The 18,247-nt window shown below is 70.1% G+C and carries 18 protein-coding genes and 1 tRNA gene; 9 read left to right on the top strand and 10 right to left on the bottom strand.

Features of this window, described 5'->3' with window-relative positions:
- Positions 1–5 precede the first annotated feature (5 nt).
- The 4 genes from QM568_RS07665 (at position 6) to QM568_RS07650 (ending at position 4,149) form a co-directional block, all read left to right on the top strand.
- A complete protein-coding gene (locus QM568_RS07665; protein ID WP_415137452.1) occupies positions 6–854 on the top strand; it encodes a replication-relaxation family protein in 849 nt (282 codons plus the stop codon).
- A gap of 17 nt (positions 855–871) precedes the next feature.
- Positions 872–1,189, top strand: coding sequence for a hypothetical protein (locus tag QM568_RS07660; RefSeq protein WP_415137450.1), 318 nt, complete (start codon positions 872–874; stop codon positions 1,187–1,189).
- Positions 1,186–1,998: a hypothetical protein gene (locus tag QM568_RS07655; RefSeq protein ID WP_415137448.1), complete on the top strand. Its 813-nt coding sequence runs from the start codon at positions 1,186–1,188 to the stop codon at positions 1,996–1,998. Before QM568_RS07660 ends, QM568_RS07655 begins: the two co-directional genes overlap by 4 nt.
- 258 nt (positions 1,999–2,256) lie before the next feature.
- Entirely contained in the window at positions 2,257–4,149 is a 1,893-nt protein-coding gene (locus tag QM568_RS07650; RefSeq protein ID WP_415137664.1) for a recombinase family protein, read from the top strand.
- Here QM568_RS07650 and QM568_RS07645 read toward each other — a convergent pair.
- Positions 4,112–4,187: transfer RNA gene (locus tag QM568_RS07645), tRNA-Arg, on the bottom strand. The genes QM568_RS07650 and QM568_RS07645 overlap by 38 nt on opposite strands.
- Before the next feature lie 64 nt (positions 4,188–4,251).
- Positions 4,252–4,860: an asparagine synthase gene (locus tag QM568_RS07640; protein WP_415137446.1), complete on the bottom strand. Its 609-nt coding sequence runs from the start codon at positions 4,858–4,860 to the stop codon at positions 4,252–4,254.
- Positions 4,861–4,983: 123 nt separating this feature from the next.
- On the opposite strand from QM568_RS07640, the gene QM568_RS07635 reads away from it, so the two are divergent.
- Positions 4,984–5,823 carry an SDR family NAD(P)-dependent oxidoreductase gene (locus QM568_RS07635; RefSeq protein ID WP_415137444.1) on the top strand — a complete coding sequence of 280 codons (840 nt, stop codon included), beginning with the start codon at positions 4,984–4,986 and terminating at the stop codon, positions 5,821–5,823.
- A 1-nt stretch (position 5,824) separates the two neighbouring features.
- Here QM568_RS07635 and QM568_RS07630 read toward each other — a convergent pair whose 3' ends face one another.
- From QM568_RS07630 to QM568_RS07600, 7 genes are all read right to left on the bottom strand, one after another.
- A complete protein-coding gene (locus QM568_RS07630) occupies positions 5,825–6,685 on the bottom strand; it encodes a hypothetical protein (RefSeq protein ID WP_415137442.1) in 861 nt (286 codons plus the stop codon).
- Entirely contained in the window at positions 6,682–6,930 is a 249-nt protein-coding gene (locus QM568_RS07625; protein ID WP_415137440.1) for a hypothetical protein, read from the bottom strand. The genes QM568_RS07630 and QM568_RS07625 overlap by 4 nt, the downstream gene beginning before the upstream one ends.
- Before the next feature lie 47 nt (positions 6,931–6,977).
- Positions 6,978–9,221, bottom strand: a complete 2,244-nt coding sequence (locus QM568_RS07620; protein WP_415137438.1) for a heavy metal translocating P-type ATPase — start codon at positions 9,219–9,221, stop codon at positions 6,978–6,980.
- Between the two features lie 12 nt (positions 9,222–9,233).
- Positions 9,234–9,443 carry a heavy-metal-associated domain-containing protein gene (locus QM568_RS07615; RefSeq protein ID WP_415137436.1) on the bottom strand — a complete coding sequence of 70 codons (210 nt, stop codon included), beginning with the start codon at positions 9,441–9,443 and terminating at the stop codon, positions 9,234–9,236.
- A 92-nt stretch (positions 9,444–9,535) separates the two neighbouring features.
- Entirely contained in the window at positions 9,536–10,189 is a 654-nt protein-coding gene (locus tag QM568_RS07610; RefSeq protein WP_415137434.1) for a GntR family transcriptional regulator, read from the bottom strand.
- A 94-nt stretch (positions 10,190–10,283) separates the two neighbouring features.
- Positions 10,284–10,718: a Fe-S cluster assembly sulfur transfer protein SufU gene (gene sufU, locus QM568_RS07605; RefSeq protein ID WP_415137432.1), complete on the bottom strand. Its 435-nt coding sequence runs from the start codon at positions 10,716–10,718 to the stop codon at positions 10,284–10,286.
- The gene (locus QM568_RS07600; RefSeq protein ID WP_415137430.1) at positions 10,715–12,007 is read right to left on the bottom strand and encodes an aminotransferase class V-fold PLP-dependent enzyme; all 1,293 of its coding nucleotides are present in this window, start codon (positions 12,005–12,007) and stop codon (positions 10,715–10,717) included. Before QM568_RS07600 ends, sufU begins: the two co-directional genes overlap by 4 nt.
- 58 nt (positions 12,008–12,065) lie before the next feature.
- Here QM568_RS07600 and QM568_RS07595 point away from each other — a divergent pair, with 58 nt between their 5' ends.
- Both QM568_RS07595 and QM568_RS07590 read left to right on the top strand, forming a co-directional pair.
- Positions 12,066–12,941, top strand: a complete 876-nt coding sequence (locus QM568_RS07595) for an alpha/beta fold hydrolase (RefSeq protein ID WP_415137428.1) — start codon at positions 12,066–12,068, stop codon at positions 12,939–12,941.
- Between the two features lie 77 nt (positions 12,942–13,018).
- On the top strand, positions 13,019–14,299 hold the full coding sequence (locus QM568_RS07590) for a S1C family serine protease (RefSeq protein ID WP_415137426.1): 1,281 nt from the start codon (positions 13,019–13,021) through the stop codon (positions 14,297–14,299).
- Between the two features lie 107 nt (positions 14,300–14,406).
- Here the strand turns inward: QM568_RS07590 and QM568_RS07585 are convergent, their stop codons facing one another.
- Entirely contained in the window at positions 14,407–15,576 is a 1,170-nt protein-coding gene (locus tag QM568_RS07585) for an ROK family transcriptional regulator (protein WP_415137424.1), read from the bottom strand.
- Positions 15,577–15,660: 84 nt separating this feature from the next.
- On the opposite strand from QM568_RS07585, the gene xylA reads away from it, so the two are divergent.
- Both xylA and xylB read left to right on the top strand, forming a co-directional pair.
- The gene (xylA, locus tag QM568_RS07580) at positions 15,661–16,848 is read left to right on the top strand and encodes a xylose isomerase (RefSeq protein ID WP_415137422.1); all 1,188 of its coding nucleotides are present in this window, start codon (positions 15,661–15,663) and stop codon (positions 16,846–16,848) included.
- 56 nt (positions 16,849–16,904) lie between these two features.
- A complete protein-coding gene (gene xylB, locus QM568_RS07575; protein ID WP_415137420.1) occupies positions 16,905–18,188 on the top strand; it encodes a xylulokinase in 1,284 nt (427 codons plus the stop codon).
- Positions 18,189–18,247 lie beyond the last annotated feature (59 nt).

The following is an 18,247-nucleotide window of genomic DNA, read 5'->3' as shown; positions in this document are numbered from 1 at the left end:
CCCCTATGAGTGACACTGCCGCCTGGAAGCCCCGCCGTATCCGTGAGCTCGAGCAGCACCTCACCGAACGCGACCAAGCCATCCTTCACGACCTCGAACGCTTCCGATTGCTGCGCAGCGACCACCTCCAGCGGCTGCACTTCGGCGTTGCTCCGTTCGGTGATCACGTGTCGCTCCTGGCAGGCATCCGCGCCACCAACCGCGTCCTGACGCGCATCGAGAAGCTCGGCGTCATCGCCAGAGTGTCGCGGCGTATCGGCGGACCCAGCCACGGATCGGGCGCCACCATCTGGCAGCTCGCTCCAGCTGGCGAACGGTTCCTACGAGCACTTCGCGGTGACCCCGACCGACGCAAGTTCGAGGCACCGGGAGCTGCCTTCATCTCCCACACCCTCGCCATCGCTGACGTAGCGGTGGAAGCCATCGAGCAAGCACAACTCGGCCACTACGAGGTTCTCGACATCGAGACCGAACCCTGGAGCTGGCGCACCTTCCAAACCGGCGCCGGTACGACCACTCTCCGCCCCGACCTGCTGCTCGTCACCGCAGACGCCACAACCGAGACCCACTCCTTCGCCGAGGTCGACCGCGGCACCGAGCACCTGCCCGCCATCCGCCGCAAGTGCGACCTCTACCAGCGGTACTACCGCGACGGCTCCGAGGAACGCACCCGAGGCGTGTTCCCCGCCGTCGTCTGGGTCGTGCCCGACGAACCTCGCGCCACCGCCATTCGCACCGCGATCGAGGCAGACACCACGCTCGACACCGACCTCTTCACCGTCGTCACGACGGGCGCGGCTCTCGCCGCACTGGCCCCCTACGAGCCATCCACCACACCAACTTCACCTCAGTAAAGGAGGACCACCCCACCATGACTTCATCAACGCAACTCGCCCTGGACATCGACCGCATCGTCCCGGCCAGCCTCGACCAAGCGGAGACCGCGCTACGGATCCTCGACGACTGGGCCGACGGCGGCAGCCCCGACATCGACGAGGGCATCGCCCGCCTCATCGCCGCCACCCTGCACGACGGCCCCGACACCGCCCTACATCGCTTCGCCGCTACCGGCGTCCTCATCGCCGACGACGCGCTCCGGGAGCTCGGCGACGCCGAAGTGCCGCTTGAGCGCGAGGCCTGGGTCGACGCCCTCGGCCGATTCATCATCAACGGCGGGCACCGCTCATGAGCGAATACGAACCACGTCCCCGACCAGCCCGAGAGGGCGACGGTCCTGACCTCCGCCGCCTCGAGGTCGCCCGCGGCCGCTTCCATCAGTACCTCGACAACGGCATCGCCCGCGCGCTCGAAACACAGAGCGAGATCGACAAGCCGACCGCCCGCTGCATCGCGCACGTCCTGGGACGCGCCCTCGGACCCGAATCGTTGCTCGCCGAGTACGGGCGCACCGGCGAAGGCCAATACCTCGACCTCCGCGAGGAGTATCTCGACCTCTACACCGACGAGCACATCACGGCCGAAAGCAAGCAACTGATCGACTGGTTCGGCACGTTCCTCATCCAGCGCGAGAAACTCGGCTCAGGGCGGCAATTCATGAACGAGCACCTCCCGCCGAAGCTCGAGCAGGTGCTCGTCCGCACCGGCATCACCGTGCACGGCCAGTACATCACCGTCCACATCCCCGGCTGCTACGGCGACGAAGCCATCGAAGACCTCCGCGCCACGCTGACCGACCTCCAGCTCCCCGAGGACGAGGCGCTCCAAGCCTTCCTGGCGCTCCCGGACGTCAGTGCCATGAGTGGCGACATCATGGAGAGCTTTCACGAGAGCTTCGCCGGGAGCTTCCACACCGAAGAAGACGCCCTCCGTGCACTCAGTCCGCTTGTCGAGTGGGAAGGCAGCCTCGCGGACTGGCAGATCGACAACGCCGTCGACCCCGAGTCCCTCGAATGGAACTACGCGCCGCTCCTCGAACGTCTCGCCGAGGTCTACGACCTCGTCCCCTGGAAAGGAGCACTCCATGCCTTCATCAAGTAGCGGCCCACCGCCTCAGATTCGCGGACCGGCCCCGTTCGCCCACGGCAGACGGCCGCCGTTGCCAATTTCACAACGGAAACTCCCCGATAAGACGGTAAAATTAGAGGGTAAACGGAGCCCACCCCGCATGTCGCGATTCAAGACTACGGGCCCGCGCCCCGGCCCGAGATACTCGGGGGCGCACACTCCACCACATCTCTCTCGAAAGCTCGCCGCGATAGCGGTCGCAGCCCTCACTCACACGGAAGGAGGGCAGCGATGAGCATGCCCGGAACCGACACCCCATCCGCATTTCAGGGAGCACCGCCACCACTGCGGAGCGCGAAGATCGAGATGACCGAAGACGAAGCGGTCGCAAGCGTCGCCAGCGACAACCCGCTGGCGCCATCGAACCTCCCCAAAGGCACACGCGCGGTGCTCTACCTTCGCGTCTCGAGCAAGGGCCAGGTCGACACCGACTATGACCCCGAGGGCATCTCCATCCCCGCGCAGCGCACATCCTGCACTCGCAAGGCTGAACAGCTCGGCCTCACCGTCATCGGCGAGTACATCGAGCCTGGACGCTCGGGCACCGAGATGACCAAGCGCATCGCGTTCCAACAGATGCTCGAACGCATCTCACGCCAACACGACGTCGACGCGGTCATCGTTCACGACCTCAGCCGCTTCGCCCGCAACCGCATCGATGACGCCATCGTCATGGCGGACCTTCGAAAGCGCGGCGTCACCCTCATCTCGGCGACTGAGTCCATCGACGCCACACCGGTCGGGCAGCTCATGCACGGGTTGCTCGCGGCGTTCAACGAATACCGAAGCGCCAAAGACGGCGCGGAGGTGTCCTACAAGATGGGCCAGAAAGCCAAGAGCGGCGGCACCTTGGGGCGCGCGCCGCTCGGCTACCTCAACGTCACCGAGAACATCGACGGGCGCAAGATCAACACCGTCGCGATCGACCCCGAACGAGCACCGTTCGTGAAACTCGCGTTCGAGCTCTACGCCCGCGGCCAGATGACCTTCCAGGACATCGCCGACGAACTCACCGACCGCGGCCTGCTCACGCGAGCCACGACCCGCTGGCCGGCCGGACCGGTGTCAGACTCGAAAATCCACCAGATGCTCCGCGACCGGTACTACCTCGGAGAGGTGCGCTACAAAGGCGAGTACTACGAGGGACGCCACGAAGCCCTCATCGACGTGAAGCTCTTCGACCGCGTCCAAGAGCTCCTCGACACCCGCGGCTACGCCAGCGAGCGCCGACGCAAGCACGACCACTACCTGAAGGGGTCGATCTGGTGCGGCCGCTGCCGCCTCGAAGCAGACACCAACCGGCGCATGATCCTCATGCACGTCAACAGCAAGACGAAGGCGACGTACTCGTACTTCTTCTGCCGCGGCGTACAAGACCACACCTGCGACGCTCCGTACTCCAACATCGACCGCATCGAAGAGGCCGTCGAGAAGCACTACAAGACACTCTCGCTTCGACCCGAGTTCACTGCTGCTGTCCGGACCCTCATGGAAGCCGCGGTCAATGACCAGATCGGCGCCCAGAAGATGCTCCAGGAGCAGACCAAAGCCCAGCTCACCCGCCTCGCCACCCAGGAAGACAACCTCATCGACCTCGCAGCCGACGGCGGCATCGACACCTCGCGCGTACGCAGCAAGCTCCGCGACATCGCCCGCCAGCGGAAAGAACTCGAAGCCGAGCTGGAGTCGATCACGGACGACATCCGACCCGGCATGGCTTACATCGACGCCCACCTCGACCTGCTCCACGATCCATACGAGCTATACCGCTACGCCAGCGACCAGACCCGACGCATGCTGAACCAGGCCATCTTCAAGCACATCTACGTCGTCAACGAAGAAGTCGTCGGCGACGAACTCAACACACCGATGCGCGAACTCCTCGCCTCCCAGCGAGGCTGGACAGCCTTCGCAGCCACCGAAGACATCGTCTACGCTCGCGATCTCGCGATCGCGGAAGCCCAGCGCCACGAAGCCGTCGCAACAGAAAAGCAGGCCACCGTCTCCGATGGCCTGCTTGATGATTTCTTGTCGGCGCTGCTCTCCCAGGGTGCGGAAACCGTTGGAATTTGCAGTACGCCATCTATGGTGCGCCTCGAGGGACTCGAACCCCCAACCTTCTGATCCGTAGTCAGATGCTCTATCCATTGAGCTAGAGGCGCTCCGCCCGCTCAGCGGGCCGTGGAACAGCCTACAACAGACTCCAACGGAAAGCGAAACGAGCCATCAGTGCTGTTCGGGCTCCGCCGTCGCCGCCTCTTCCTGCATGAGCTTCTGCTGCTTCTTGCGACCCCTCTCGCGCGCCCGCTGCTCGCTCGACAGCGCCTGCAGATCGACCAGCCGCAGCGCCTGCATGCGCGCCTCGCGCATCTGCGTGTAATCGGGATCCTGGTCGGGGCGCATGCCCTCGACGCGCAGCCGGCGGTCGAGGTTGTGCCGCACATCCGCCCATGCGGCGCTGCGCGCCTCCTCGACGATGACGCGGAGCGTCTCGCGGTCGTCCATCATCTGGCGCAGCCGATGCGCCACACCGCGCGACTGCTTCGCGCGGCGTTTGAGGTTGCGCACGTCGCGGTCTCGGTAGTCGTGGGTGCCGACCGGATCGGAGTGGCGTCCGCGGGCGCGCTTGCGCAACTTGTCGAGCGTCTTCTCGGCCGCCTCGGACTCCTCGGCCATCGCGCGCAACGCCTCGCGCGTGTCGTCGATGTACTTGTCGACGTCGAACGCGCCGCCCTCGGCGATCGTGCCGACGAGGATGTGATTCTTCACGAGGAGGCGCGCGGCAGAGGTCGCGATCGCGACGCCCTCGGCGATGGCATCCGCAGTTCGTCCCACCGCTACCTCCTCTGCAAACGAGGGTACCCGTTCGCCACCGACATCACGCAGGTCCCGATGCGTGAGAATAGACCTGCATACCCGCAGGAGCACACCTCCGAACCGCGTCAGAAAGAGGATGCGATGAAGCATCTCGACCTCAGCGACGGCACGACCGTGATCACCGGCGCCGCCAGCGGCATGGGAGCGGAGATCGCCCGCATCCTCGCCGGCCGCGGCGTCGGCCTCGCCCTCGTCGACCGCGATGCCGAGGCCCTGGCGGAGGTCGCGGGCGCGCTCACCGGCTCGACCGTCACGACGCACACCGTCGATGTCCGCGATGATGAGGCCGTCTTCGCCGCAGCCGAGGCGATCCGCGCCGCCCATCCGCGCATCAACGCGCTCATCACCTGCGCCGGCTCGTCGATGCTGGGCGACATCGAGCAGCTCACCATGGAGGAGATGCGCTGGCTCGTCGACGTGAACCTGTGGGGAACGGTGTCGATCACGAAGGCCCTGCTGCCCGCGCTGAAGCAGCAGCCAGCGGCCCACATCACCCACCTCGCCAGCGTGTACGCCCTCGCCGCCCCGGCCGGGCGCATCCCGTACGCGATCAGCAAGTTCGCCGTGCGGGGCTTCTCCGAGGCGCTGCGGCACGAGCTCGAGCGCACCTCGGTCACCGTCGGCGCGGTGTACCCGGCAGGCGTGCGCACCGGGATCATCCTGCACGGCAGATACGCCGCGGCGATCGACCCGGCCGTAGCGGCGCGCGCGGCATCCGCCCAGGCCGCGATGTACCGCACCGACCCCGCGGATGCCGCGGCGATGATCGTGCGCGCGACCGTGCGCCGACGCGCGCGCACCATGGTCGGCCGGCAGGCCAGGCTCGTCGACCTGCTCACGCGCCTGTCACCTGTGAACTACTGGAAGGCGATGCGCCGACCGTTGCGCGAAGCGATCGATACGACGACGCCCGCGCGCTGAGTCAACGCACCGCGCCGACCCAGATGCCCGACGCCCACTCCTGCTGATCGCCGTCGCAGCCCACGGACCCCGGGAAGCCGCGCACGACGGCCATGCAGTTCGCGAGGTACTCGGGGTCGTGGCCGAACATCGAGTCGTACGCCGCCGACGAGTTCAGCGCTCCCCACACCTGGAACTGGTAGATGTGCGCGAGCTCATGCGCCATCGCCCAGTTCAGCCGCCCCTCGCCCCACTCGGCGATGTCGGCGCGGTACTTGATGTAGCCGTCGCTGCTGGCGCACGCCGGGGTGTTGCCGCCGGCGCACGACCCCGACTCGTACAGCCCGATCCCCGCGCCGCCGACGCGATCCAGCGCCGCCCGCACGCGCGCATACCCGTCCGGCCCGCTCGAGGCCCAGGCCTGCCCGCCAGGGCGCACCCGCTGGGCGGCGGCCCAACTGGCCACGTCGCCGTCGATCTTGGCGGCAAGCGCATGCACGGTGGCCGTGGCGTTGGCGACCACCGCCGGGTCGGCGCGCTCGGCGAGCACGGCCTCCTGCGCCGAGAGCGCGGCCGCACGGTCGGCGGAGGTGTCGACGTGCCCCTGCGCACGATCGAGGGCGACACGGAGGGCGGCGATCTCGGCGGCGAACCCCGGGCGCACCTCGAGCACGTCGTCCCTGGCCTGCACCTCCTTCTCGGCGACCTCGATCGCGCCGGTCAGATAGTCGCCACGGCGCGCGGCCTCGTCGATCGAGGCGTGCATCGTCCGCAGCTCGGCGACGACATCGGCGCGCTCGGCGTCCAGGGCCCCCGACCGCGCCGCGGCTCCCGCGCCCGTCACGGCGGCCAGCGCCACGGCGATCACGAGCAGACGCCTCACGGCAGCAGCCCCGTGACGTCGGCGAGCTGGTTCTCCTGCTCGGCGATCTCCGCCCGGAGCCCGGTGAGCCGATCGGCGAGGTCGAGGTTCGCCGCGCGGGTCGCCGCGAGCCGTTCGCGCGCGTCGTCGACGGCGTCCTTCGCGCTCTGCACGGCCGCCACCCGCTGCTGGTCTGCGACCACCACGAGCGCGCCGCCGCCGAGCAGCAGGACACCGCCGAGCACCATCGCAGCGACCCGCATCATGCCCCTCCGACCCCGCCACCTGCAGCAGCGGCGCTGCGAGCAGGATATCAGCGCGGAGCCGACCCCTCGTCCGCGGCGGGAGCCGCACTGCGCAAGCGCCGCAGCCGCAGGCTGTTGAGCACGACGAACACGCTCGAGAACGCCATCGCCGCGCCAGCGAGCATCGGGTTCAGCAGTCCCAGCGCGGCCAGCGGGAGGGCGGCGACGTTGTAGGCGAGGGCCCAGAACAGGTTGCCTTTGATGGTGCCGAGCGTGCGGCGCGCGAGGCGGATCGCATCGACTGCGCCCCAGAGGTCGCCGCGCACGAGCGTCAGGTCGGAGGCGGCGATCGCGGCATCCGTTCCCGTCCCCATCGCTACCCCGAGGTCCGACTGCGCGAGCGCGGCGGCGTCGTTGACGCCGTCGCCGACCATCGCGACCACCCGGCCGCGCCCCTGCAGCGCGGCGATCTCCGCCACCTTGCCCTCCGGGAGCACGCCGGCGCGCACCTCATCGATGCCGACCTCCGCCGCCACCTGCCGCGCCGCCTGCGCGTTGTCTCCGGTGAGCAGCACCGGGGTGAGGCCAAGGCCCCGCAGCGCCGCGATGGCGCCGGCGCTGGTCGGCTTGACGCGGTCGGCGACGACGAGCACACCGCGCACGGCGCCGTCCCAGGCGACGGCGACGGCGGTGCGCCCTTCGGACTCGGCGCGGTCGAAGGCGGCGGCGAGGGCCTGCGGCATCTGCAGCGCCCAGTCGGCGAGCAGGCTCGGCCGTCCGGCGACGACCGCGTGCGATTCGACGACGCCGGTGACCCCGCGGCCCTGCACGCTCTGGAAGTCGCTCACCTCGGCCACGACGCCGAAGCGCTCGGTGGCGGCGCGCACGACGGCCTGGGCGATCGGATGCTCGGAGGACTCCTCCACGGCGGCAGCCAGGCGCAGCACCTCGTCCCCGTCCTCGCCATCAGCGGGGATGGTCTCGAGCAGCGTCATGCGTCCGCTCGTGACGGTGCCGGTCTTGTCGAGCACGATCGTGTCGACGCGCCGGGTCGACTCGAGCACCTCGGGGCCCTTGATGAGCACGCCGAGCTGCGCTGCGCGCCCGGTGCCCACCAGTAGCGCCATGGGGGTCGCGAGCCCCAGCGCGCACGGGCACGCGATGATGAGCACGGCGACGGCGGCGGTCAGCGCTGCGGCGGCTCCCCCTCCGGCGAGCAGCCAGCCGACCGCGGTCGCCGCGGCGATGGCGAACACGATCGGCACGAACACCGCAGACAACCGGTCGGCGAGGCGCTGCGCCTCGGCCTTGCCCGACTGCGCCTCCTCGACGAGCTGGGCCATGCGGGCGAGTTGGGTGTCGGCGCCCACGCGGGTCGCGCGCACGAGCAGACGCCCGCCGACGTTCACGGTGGCGCCGGTGACGGCATCGCCGGCGGTGACCTCGACGGGCACCGACTCGCCGGTGAGCATCGAGGCGTCGACCGCGGAGCGTCCATCCACGACGACGCCGTCGGTGGCGATCTTCTCGCCGGGGCGCACGGCGAACAGGTCTCCGACGACGAGACGATCCAGCGGCATCCGCCGTTCCTCGCCGCCCCGCACGATGGCGACGTCCTTCGCCCCCAGTTCGCCGAGCGCCCGCAGGGCGGCGCCCGCGCGCCGCTTCGAGCGGTGCTCGAGGAACCGTCCGAACAGCAGGAACATCGTCACCCCGGAGGCGACCTCGAGGTAGATGCTGCCGAGGCCGTCGCCGCGTTCGATCGTGAGACGGAACGGATGCGTCATGCCCCACATGCCGGCGGTGCCGAAGAAGAGCGCGTACAGCGACCAGAGGAAGGCGGCCGTGACGCCGACCGAGATGAGGGTGTCCATCGTGACCGTGCGGTGGCGGGCGTTGAGCCATGCCGCACGGTGGAACGGCCAGGCCGCCCAGGTGACGACGGGCGTGGCGAGCGCGAGCGATGCCCACTGCCAGCCGGGGAACTGCAGGGGCTCCGCCATGGCGAGCGCGATCACTGGCACCGCGAGGGCGACGGCGACGAGGAGCCGCAGCCGCAGCATCCGGTGCTCGCGGTCGGTCTCGGGCGCCTCGATGGCGCGGGGAAGCGCCGCGGTGTAACCGGTGCGGACGACCTCGGAGATGACGTCTTCGACGCCGACGCCCTGCGCCGCCTCGACGTGCGCTTTCTCGGTCGCGTAGTTGACGGATGCCGTGACGCCGTCGATCCGGTTGAGCCGCTTCTCGATGCGCGCCGCGCACGAGGCGCAGGTCATCCCCCCGATCTCGAGATCGTAGGTCGTGCTCGCCATGCCGGCCGACCCTCAGGCGCGGACGGCGCTGTATCCCGCCTCGTCGACGGCGGCGAGCACGGCCGCGTCATCGAGAGGGGCGGCGCTGGTGACGACGAGGCTGCCGGAGGCGGCGCTCACCTCGACGCCGGTGACGCCGCCGAGCTTGGCGACCTCGGTGCGCACCGAGCCTTCGCAGTGCCCGCAGGTCATCCCGGTGACGGCGTACGTGGTGGTGGTCATGGCGCGGGTCCTCTCGATAGTGCGATCAGATACCCCCCTGGGGTACCTCTCTGTCGACAACGATACGCTCGCCGACGCTATTCCCGCAAAGCTCAGACCGCGTATTCGGAACCCAGTCGACGCTCGGCCTCGTCCTGGCCCTTGGCCAGATGCTCGGGGATGAGGCGGCGGATCTCCTCGACGTCGCGGGCGCGCAGCGCCTCCAGGATGCGGCGGTGGTCCTCGGCCATCGCGACGAGGTCGTCGTGCTGGCCGAACAGCCAGCGCAGCCGGGTGGCGAACACGGAGATGAGCTCGGTGAGCATGGCGTTGTCGGCGAGGTGTCCCGCGATCTCGTGGAACCGTCCGGCGGCGAGACGCGCGCGCTCAGGGTCTCCGGCGCGAGCAGCGTCGATCTCCTCGTCGAGCACGGCCTGCAGACGCGCGAGCCCGGTCTCGTCATGCCGCTGCGCCGCGAACTCGAAGATCTGCGTCTCGATCGCCTGGCGCACCTCGCCGAGCTCGCGCACGTCCCGCGGGGTGAACTGGCGCACGACAGCCCAGCTGCGAGGCCGCGCCACGACAACGCCCTCGGAGACGAGAGTCTTGATGGCCTCGCGCACCGGAAGCCGGGAGACGTTCAGCTCGGTGGCGATGTCGCGCTCGATGAGACGCGAACCCGGAAGACGCCGCCCGCGAACGATGTCATCGCGCAGAATGCCTGCAACGCGCACCGATTCGAGCTCCGTCTCCAGCACCCCCGCCATGGAGGAATCCTCTCATCCCGGCATCGCCCGAGGCAATCCGGTATTCCAACGGCGTGAATGCAAATCGGCGCACGGGCGCCGAGGCAGCGGCAGCTCAGACCCTGGTCAGCGCGTCCTCTGCGGCGACCCAGGCGAGCATGGCGCACTTGACCCTGGCGACGTATTTCGACACCCCGCCGAGCGCTGCGGCGTCGCCGAGCAGCTCCTCGTCGGGCTGGATCGTGCCGCGCGAGCGCATCGCCTCGCGGAACGAGGCGATGCGCGCCTCGAGCTGGGCCACGGTGAGCCCTTCGGCGAGCACGGCCAGCATAGATGCGGACGCCTGCGAGATCGCGCATCCGTGCCCCTCCCAGGCGATCGCCTCGACCGTGCCGTCCGCAGCGCGGTGCACCTGGAGGGTCACCTCGTCGCCGCAGGTCGGGTTCAGCTGGTGGGACTGCGCGCGGATCTCGCCGCGGAGCCCGTACCCGTGCGGCGTGCGGGAATGGTCGAGGACGAGCTCCTGATACAGATTCTGCAGGTCGCTCATGCGCCCCTCCGGAAGAAGTCGATGGCGTCCGAGACACCTGCGATCACCGCGTCGATCTCGGCGTCGGTCGTGTAGAGGTAGGTGCTCGCCCGCGTGGACGAGGTGATGCCGAGTCGGCGGTGCAGCGGCTGGGCGCAGTGGTGGCCCACCCGCACGGCGATGCCGAGATCGTCGAGGAACTGGCCGAGATCGTGGGAGTGGATGTCTGCGACGTCGAAACTCGCCAGGCCCACGCGCGCAAGGTCGATGCCGGCGCCGAGCACGCGGACGCCCTCGATCGCGCGGAGACCATCGACGAGGCGGGCCCCGAAGGCTGCCTCATGTGCGGCGATGCGCGCCATCCCGACCTCCGACAGGTAGCCGACGGCTGCGGCGAGCGCGATCGCCTGCGACACCCGCTGGGTGCCGGCCTCGAAGCGCTGCGGCGGCGGGAGGTACTCGGCCTCGGTCGTCGTGACGGTGGTGATCATCGACCCGCCGGTGAGGAACGGTGGCATGGCCTCGAGGAGCTCCCGGCGGCCGTAGAGAGCCCCGATGCCGGTCGGGCCGAGCATCTTGTGGCCGGAGAGCACCGCGAAGTCGACGTCGAGGGCCTTGACGTCCAGCGGCAGATGCGGTGCCGACTGGCAGGCGTCGAGGAGCACGAGGGCGCCGACCCCGCGGGCCATCGCGACCAGTTCCGCCACGGGGTTGATCACGCCGAGCACGTTCGAGACGTGCGTGAAGGCGACGAGCCGGGTGCGCTCGGTGATGAGCTCGTCCGCCGCGTCGAGTCGCAGCGCCCCGCTGTCCTCCAGCGGGATCACCTTGAGGGTCGCGCCGGTGCGGGCGGCGAGCTCCTGCCACGGGATGAGGTTGGCGTGGTGCTCCATCTCGGTGGTGACGATCTCGTCACCCGGACGCAGCCGCACGCGCTCCGCCGCGACTCCCCCGCGTCCGAGGGACGCGTTCGAGATCGAGTACGCAACGAGGTTGATGGCCTCGGTGGCGTTCGAGGTCCAGACGATCTCGTCGTCCCCCGCGCCCACGAAGCGGGCGACCGTCGCGCGTGCATCCTCGAACAGCTCCGTGGCCTCGGCGGCGAGGGCGTGCGCGCCGCGGTGCACGGCGGAGTTCATGGTCGAGGCGAACGCGCGCTCCGCGTCCAGCACGGCGAAGGGACGCTGCGAGGTCGCCCCGGAGTCGAGGTAGGCGAGCGGATGCCCGTTCACCTCGGTCTCGAGGATCGGGAAGTCCTCGCGGATGCGGCGGACCTCGGCATCCGTCAGCGCGGCGATCGATTCGGTCATCCTCCTAGCTTCTCATCCGACGGGACGGTGCGGCTCGCCCCTGTGGCAAGCTGAACCGATGGTGACGGATCGTGTCCGCGTCGACGGGCGCGCGTTGTGGGTCCGCGTCGACGGCACCGGTCCGTCTGTGGTGTTCCTTCCCGGCGCCGGTGCGTTCGGCCTCGACCTGTTCCGCTGCGCCGAGCGGCTCTCGGCCACGACGACCACCGTGCTCTACGACCGCGCGGGGACGGGTTTCAGCGACGATGCACCACTGCCCCGTCCGCTCTCCACGGTCACCGCGGAGCTCCGTGCGCTCCTGCCGGCGCTCGGCATGGCTCCGCCCTTCGTGCTCGTGGGGCATTCCCTCGGTGGAGCGTATGCGCAGCACTTCGCCAGCGCGCACCCGGATGAGACCGCTGGACTCGTCCTGCTCGACCCGGTGGTTCGCAACTGGAACCGGGAGATGCCAGAGCAGTTGCGGATCGGTCGCGGCGCCTCGCGGGGGTACACGCTCGAGGACATCGACGTCGAGGCGGAACGGGAATGGCTCGAGCGAGAGCTCGCCGAGCTTCCTTCCGGCATCCGCAACACTCTCATCGAGCGGCATCTGGCACCCGATCGCCTGCTGACCGGCCCGCGGGAGGGCGGCGACTTCATCGACCTCATCGATGCCCTCCCTGACCGGCCCGTCGTGCCGACGGTGGTGCTCCACGCGACCGCGATCGATCCGCTTCAGGCCGCGTACCGGGCGCCCGAACTCCTGGAGCAGCAGATCGCGGCGATGCGACGCCTCTATCTCGCACTCGTCGAGAGCCCCGGGGACTGCCGCTCGTTGCCGACGGCGACGCACAGCACGATTGCGACGGCGTTCCCCGCCGAGGTCGCGGATGCCGTCGGCGACGTCCTCGCGCGCAGCCGAGGTTCGCGATCAGCACCGGTCGAGGGTTCATAGCGATCGCATATCCGGATGAGAGGCCTCGCATCGGTCCTGGTGGTGATATCGGACCAAGACGATGAGAGGAGCTCCCGATGCAGGAGTCGACCCGGGGCGCCGCGCCCACGCAGACGAATCCGACGGTGACCCGGACACCGTGGTACCGCCGCCGCACGCCGGTGGCCTGCCTCGCCGGGGCGATGCTCGCCGTCGGCGCATTCGGGATCGGCGTCCCCGTGGGCGCCGCGGCGAGCGCCGCCGAGGCGACGAGCTCGGCCCAGACCACGGCATCCGGTCTTCCCGACACGGCATCCGGTCTTCCCGACACGGCATCCGGTCTTCCCGACACCGCCCCGCGATGGGGCGGCAGCGCGGGGGGACAGCGCACGACGAATCCCGGTCAGGCCGGCGGCACGAGCACGAGCACCAACTCGGCCGCCGTCGAGGCCGACGCCGACGAGTCCGTCGGCGTTGTCATCATCGAGACCGTGCTGGGCTACGAAGACGCAGAGGCTGCGGGCACCGGGCTGGTGCTGACCTCCGACGGCCTGATCCTCACGAACAACCACGTGATCGAGGGGTCCACAGAGATCGCGGTCACCATCGCCTCCACCGGCGAGACGTACTCCGCGAGGGTCGTCGGCACGGATGCCGAGGACGATGTCGCCGTGCTCCAGCTCGACGGCGCCTCAGACCTGCAGACCGTCACGATCGACGACGACGACGAGACGGTCGGCGACGCGATCACCGCCGTCGGCAACGCCGAGGGCGGAGGGGTGCTGATGGCCGCAGACGGCGAGATCACGGCGCTGGAGGCCTCTGTCACGACCTCGTCCAGCGGCACGACGGCCGGCGAGACCCTCGACGGCATGATCGAGATCGCAGCCGACGTGGTCTCCGGAGACTCCGGCGGCGCGGTGCTCGACGCCGAGGGCGAGGTGATCGGCGTCACCACCGCCGCATCCAGCGGCACGGCGACGACCATCGCCTACGCGATCCCGATCGAGGATGCTCTCGCGATCGTCGACGAGATCCTCGCGGGCGACGAATCAGGCGGGGCCACGATCGGCTATCCGGCGTTCCTGGGGGTGCAGATCGCCTCCGCACAGCTGAGCGGGCCCGGCTCCGAGGCGGCCACCGCAGTGAGCGGCGCGACGATCGCCGGCGTGATCGAGGGCACTCCGGCCGCCGCCGCGGGACTCGCCGCAGGCGATGTCATCACCGCGGTCGACGGCACCGCCGTCGCCGACGCCGCCGCCCTGTCGGCGCTGCTGGCGACCTACGACGCGGGAGACACGGTCTCCATCGCGTGGACCGACTCCGCGGGCACGGCGCACTCCGCGACGATCACCCTCATCGAGGGTCCAGCCGCCTGATCGCGGCATCCCACCCCGTGCCGTGCGTCCGCTCCCCCGCACGGCACGGAGATCTCTTGTGTGCTCGGGTCGGCCGGATCCGGTCAGCTGTGCCCGGCCGGATCCGGTCAGCCGTGCTCCCCCGGATTCGCGACGAGATCGGCGAACGCGAGCTCGGCGGCGCCGATGAGCAGCCGGTCGGCGCCCAGCGCGGCGGAGCGGATGCTGAGCCCGTCGACGCTCTCGCGCATCGCGAGCACGCCGACGGCATCCGCGATCTCCTCGCCGCGCAGCTCGCCCAGCGTGGCGAGGAAGCCGCCGAGCACGATCACCGCGGGGTTGAGTACGTTCACGATGTTCGCGAGGGCACTCGCGAGCACCCGGCCCTGCCGGGACACCTCGCCGGCGACCTCCGGTGCCTGGGAGGAGGCGACCTCCGCGGCCAGCGCCTCGTCATCGGCGGCCTCGATGCCGACCGCATCCAGCAGCAGCCGCCTGCTCACCTCGGCCTCGAGGACACCGTCGGCCGTGCGGCGATCGGCGTCGTCGGTGATCCGCGGGCGGTTCTGCCCGAACTCCCCCGCGTAGCCGCCGGCCCCCGCGACGGGCGAGCCGCCGATGATCAGCCCGCCGCCGATGCCCGATGCGCCGCCGTTGAGGTAGACGACGTCGTCGATGCCTGCACCCGCCCCGTAGCGGTGCTCGGCGATCACGCCGAGGCTCGCGTCGTTGCCCACGGCGGTCGGGAGCCCCGTGCTCGAGGAGACGAGGTCGGCGAGAGGCACGTCGCGCCATTCCAGATGCGGGGCGTTGCGCACTACGCCGTCGGAGGCTCTGACGAGACCGGGCACCGCGATGCCGACCGCGACGATCGTGGCGTCGGCGAGCGGGCCGCCGGTCCAGCGGGAGAGCGTTGCGGCGATCAGCTCGGCGACTCCCCGCGGGTCGGGCAGCTCGTCGCAGACGATGCGCTCGCGCACGCGGATGCTGCGGTCGAGCCCGATGGCCGCGATCTCGACCGCATCGACCTCCGGGTTCACGGCGATCGCGACGACCTCGGCGGAGGCGGTCACCACGGGAGATGGGCGCCCCACGCGTCCCGGCGTCTCGGGGATCTCCTCGGTGACGAGACCTCGGCGGATCAGTTCGCCGACGAGATCGGCGATGGTCGAGCGGTTGAGACCCGTCGTCTCGGTGAGGGCGGCCCGCGACTGGGATCCCTCCTCGTGCACAAGTCGCAGGACGCGCGCGAGGTTGTGCGGGCGGGTGCCCGGGGCCGGGCTCGAGGGTGACGGCATCCCTTCACTGTAAGGGCTGGACAGCGGCTTTGCCTTGATATATGTTGTCGATCACAACTTATCTTCTACTGCGCAGGAGCAGCCATGACCACCCCCACCCGTGCTGACAAGTTCTCCTTCGGCCTCTGGACCGTCGGCTACAACGGAGCCGACCCCTTCGGCGGCCCGACCCGCCCGGCCCTCGACGTCGTCCACGTCGTCGAGAAGCTCGCCGAGCTCGGCGCCTACGGCCTCACCTTCCACGACGACGACCTGTTCGCCTTCGGATCGAGCGAGGCCGAGCGCCAGACGCAGATCGACCGCCTCAAGGGCGCGCTGGCCGACACCGGCCTGATCGTGCCGATGGTCACCACCAACCTCTTCAGCGCCCCGGTCTTCAAGGACGGCGGCTTCACCTCGAACGACCGCGACGTGCGCCGCTACGCGCTGCGCAAGGTGTTCCGCCAGCTCGACCTCGGCGCCGAGCTGGGCGCGAAAACCTTCGTGATGTGGGGCGGCCGCGAGGGCGCCGAGTACGACTCTGCCAAGGACATCCGGGCGGCGCTCGAGCGCTACCGCGAAGCCGTGAACCTGCTCGGCGACTACGTCACCGACAAGGGCTACGACATCCGCTTCGCGATCGAGCCCAAGCCGAACGAGCCCCGCGGCGACATCCTGCTGCCGACCCTCGGCCACGCCCTCGCGTTCATCGACTCCCTCGAGCGCCCCGAGCTCGTCGGCCTCAACCCCGAGGTCGGCCACGAGCAGATGGCCGGCCTCAACTTCGCCGCGGGCATCGCGCAGGCGCTGTTCCACGGCAAGCTCTTCCACATCGATCTCAACGGCCAGCGCGGCATCAAGTACGACCAGGACCTCGTGTTCGGGCACGGCGACCTGCACAACGCCTTCGCCCTCGTCGACCTGCTCGAGAACGGCGGCCCGAACGGCGTCCCCGCCTACGACGGCCCCCGCCACTTCGACTACAAGCCCAGCCGCACCGAGGACGAGAAGGGCGTGTGGGAATCCGCGAGCGCGAACATGCGCACCTACCTGCTGCTCAAGGAGCGCGCCGCGGCGTTCCGCGCCGACCCCGAGGTGCAGGAGGCGCTGGCCGCCGCCCGCGTCGACGAGCTGTCGGTGCCGACTCTCGCCGAAGGCGAGACCTACGACGACTTCCTCGCCGACCGCTCGGCCTACGAGGACTTCGACCCGAACACCTACTTCGGCGGCAAGGGCTTCGGCTTCGTACGCCTGCAGCAGCTCGCCACCGAGCACCTGCTCGGCGCCCGCTGACCGATCCGGCGCAAATCCGGTCGCGCACAAGCAGCAGCAACGGAGAGGATGCCGCAATGGCACATGTGCTCGGCGTCGACAGCTCGACGCAGTCGTGCAAGGTCGTGGTCGTCGACACCGCGACCGGGGCGGTCGTGCGCACCGGTCGGGCCTCGCATCCCGACGGGACGAGCGTCAACCCAGAGGCCTGGTGGCAGGCGCTGCGGGCCGCGATCGCGGACGCCGGAGGTCTCGACGACGTCGACGCCTGGTCGATCGGCGGTCAGCAGCACGGCCTGGTCGCACTCGACGCCGAAGGGCGTGTCGTCCGCGATGCGCTGCTGTGGAACGACACCCGCTCCGCCCAGGCGGCATACGACCTGATCGACGAGTTCGGAGCATCCGTCCTCGCCGAGCGCACCGGGCTCGTGCCGGTCGCCTCGTTCACGATCACGAAGCTGCGCTGGCTGCGCGACGCCGAGCCGGCGAACGCCCGCAGGGTGGCCGCCGTCGCCCTGCCGCACGACTGGCTGACCTGGCGGCTGCGCGGCTTCGGTCCAGACGACCCGCATCTCGACGAGCTCGTCACCGACCGCTCCGATGCCTCGGGCACCGGCTACTGGAGCCCCGCGACCGGCGAGTATGACCGTGGGCTCCTGACAGCGGCGCTCGGGCACGATGCCGTGCTGCCGCGCGTGCTCGGTCCGTCGGCGTGGGTGACGGATGCCGCCGGCCGACGGGTCGCGCCCGGTGCCGGAGACAATGCGGCCGCAGCCTTCGGGCTCGGCGCGGTCGTCGGGGACGTCGTCGTCTCGATCGGCACCTCCGGCACGGTGTGCGCGATCAGCGAGACACCGGTGTCCGATGCGACCGGCACCGTGGCGGGGTTCGCCGATGCCTCAGGCAACTTCCTCCCGCTGGTCGCAACTCTCAACGCGGCACGCGTGCTCGATGCGACGGCCGGCCTGCTCGGCGTCACGCACGCCGAGTTCAGCGATCTCGCCCTGCAGGCCGCCCCGGGGGCCGGCGGGCTCACGCTGCTCCCCTACTTCGAGGGCGAGCGCACGCCGAACCTGCCGGATGCGACGGCCTCCCTCACCGGCATGACCCTCGCCTCCACCACCCGGCCCAACCTCGCCCGCGCGGCGGTCGAGGGCATGCTGCGGGGTCTCGCAGCAGGGCTGGACGCCCTGCGCGATCTCGGCATCCCGCTCGAGCGCGCCCTGCTCATAGGCGGCGGCGCGCAGTCCGAGGCCGTCCGCGCGATCGCACCGGAGATCCTCGGACTGCCGGTCGAGGTGCCGCCCCCCGGGGAGTACGTCGCCCTTGGTGCCGCCCGCCAGGCCGCGCTGACGCTCTGACCACCCCCACCCGTTCCGGTCGCGGAACAGGGTAGTATACGCCGGGAAAAAGAGCCAGG

Origin of the sequence: Microbacterium sp., assembly GCF_047607465.1 — a bacterium.
GTDB lineage: Bacteria > Actinomycetota > Actinomycetes > Actinomycetales > Microbacteriaceae > Microbacterium.
Note: the sequence above shows the minus strand (reverse complement) of the source record. Positions and strands in the feature narration are given on the sequence as shown.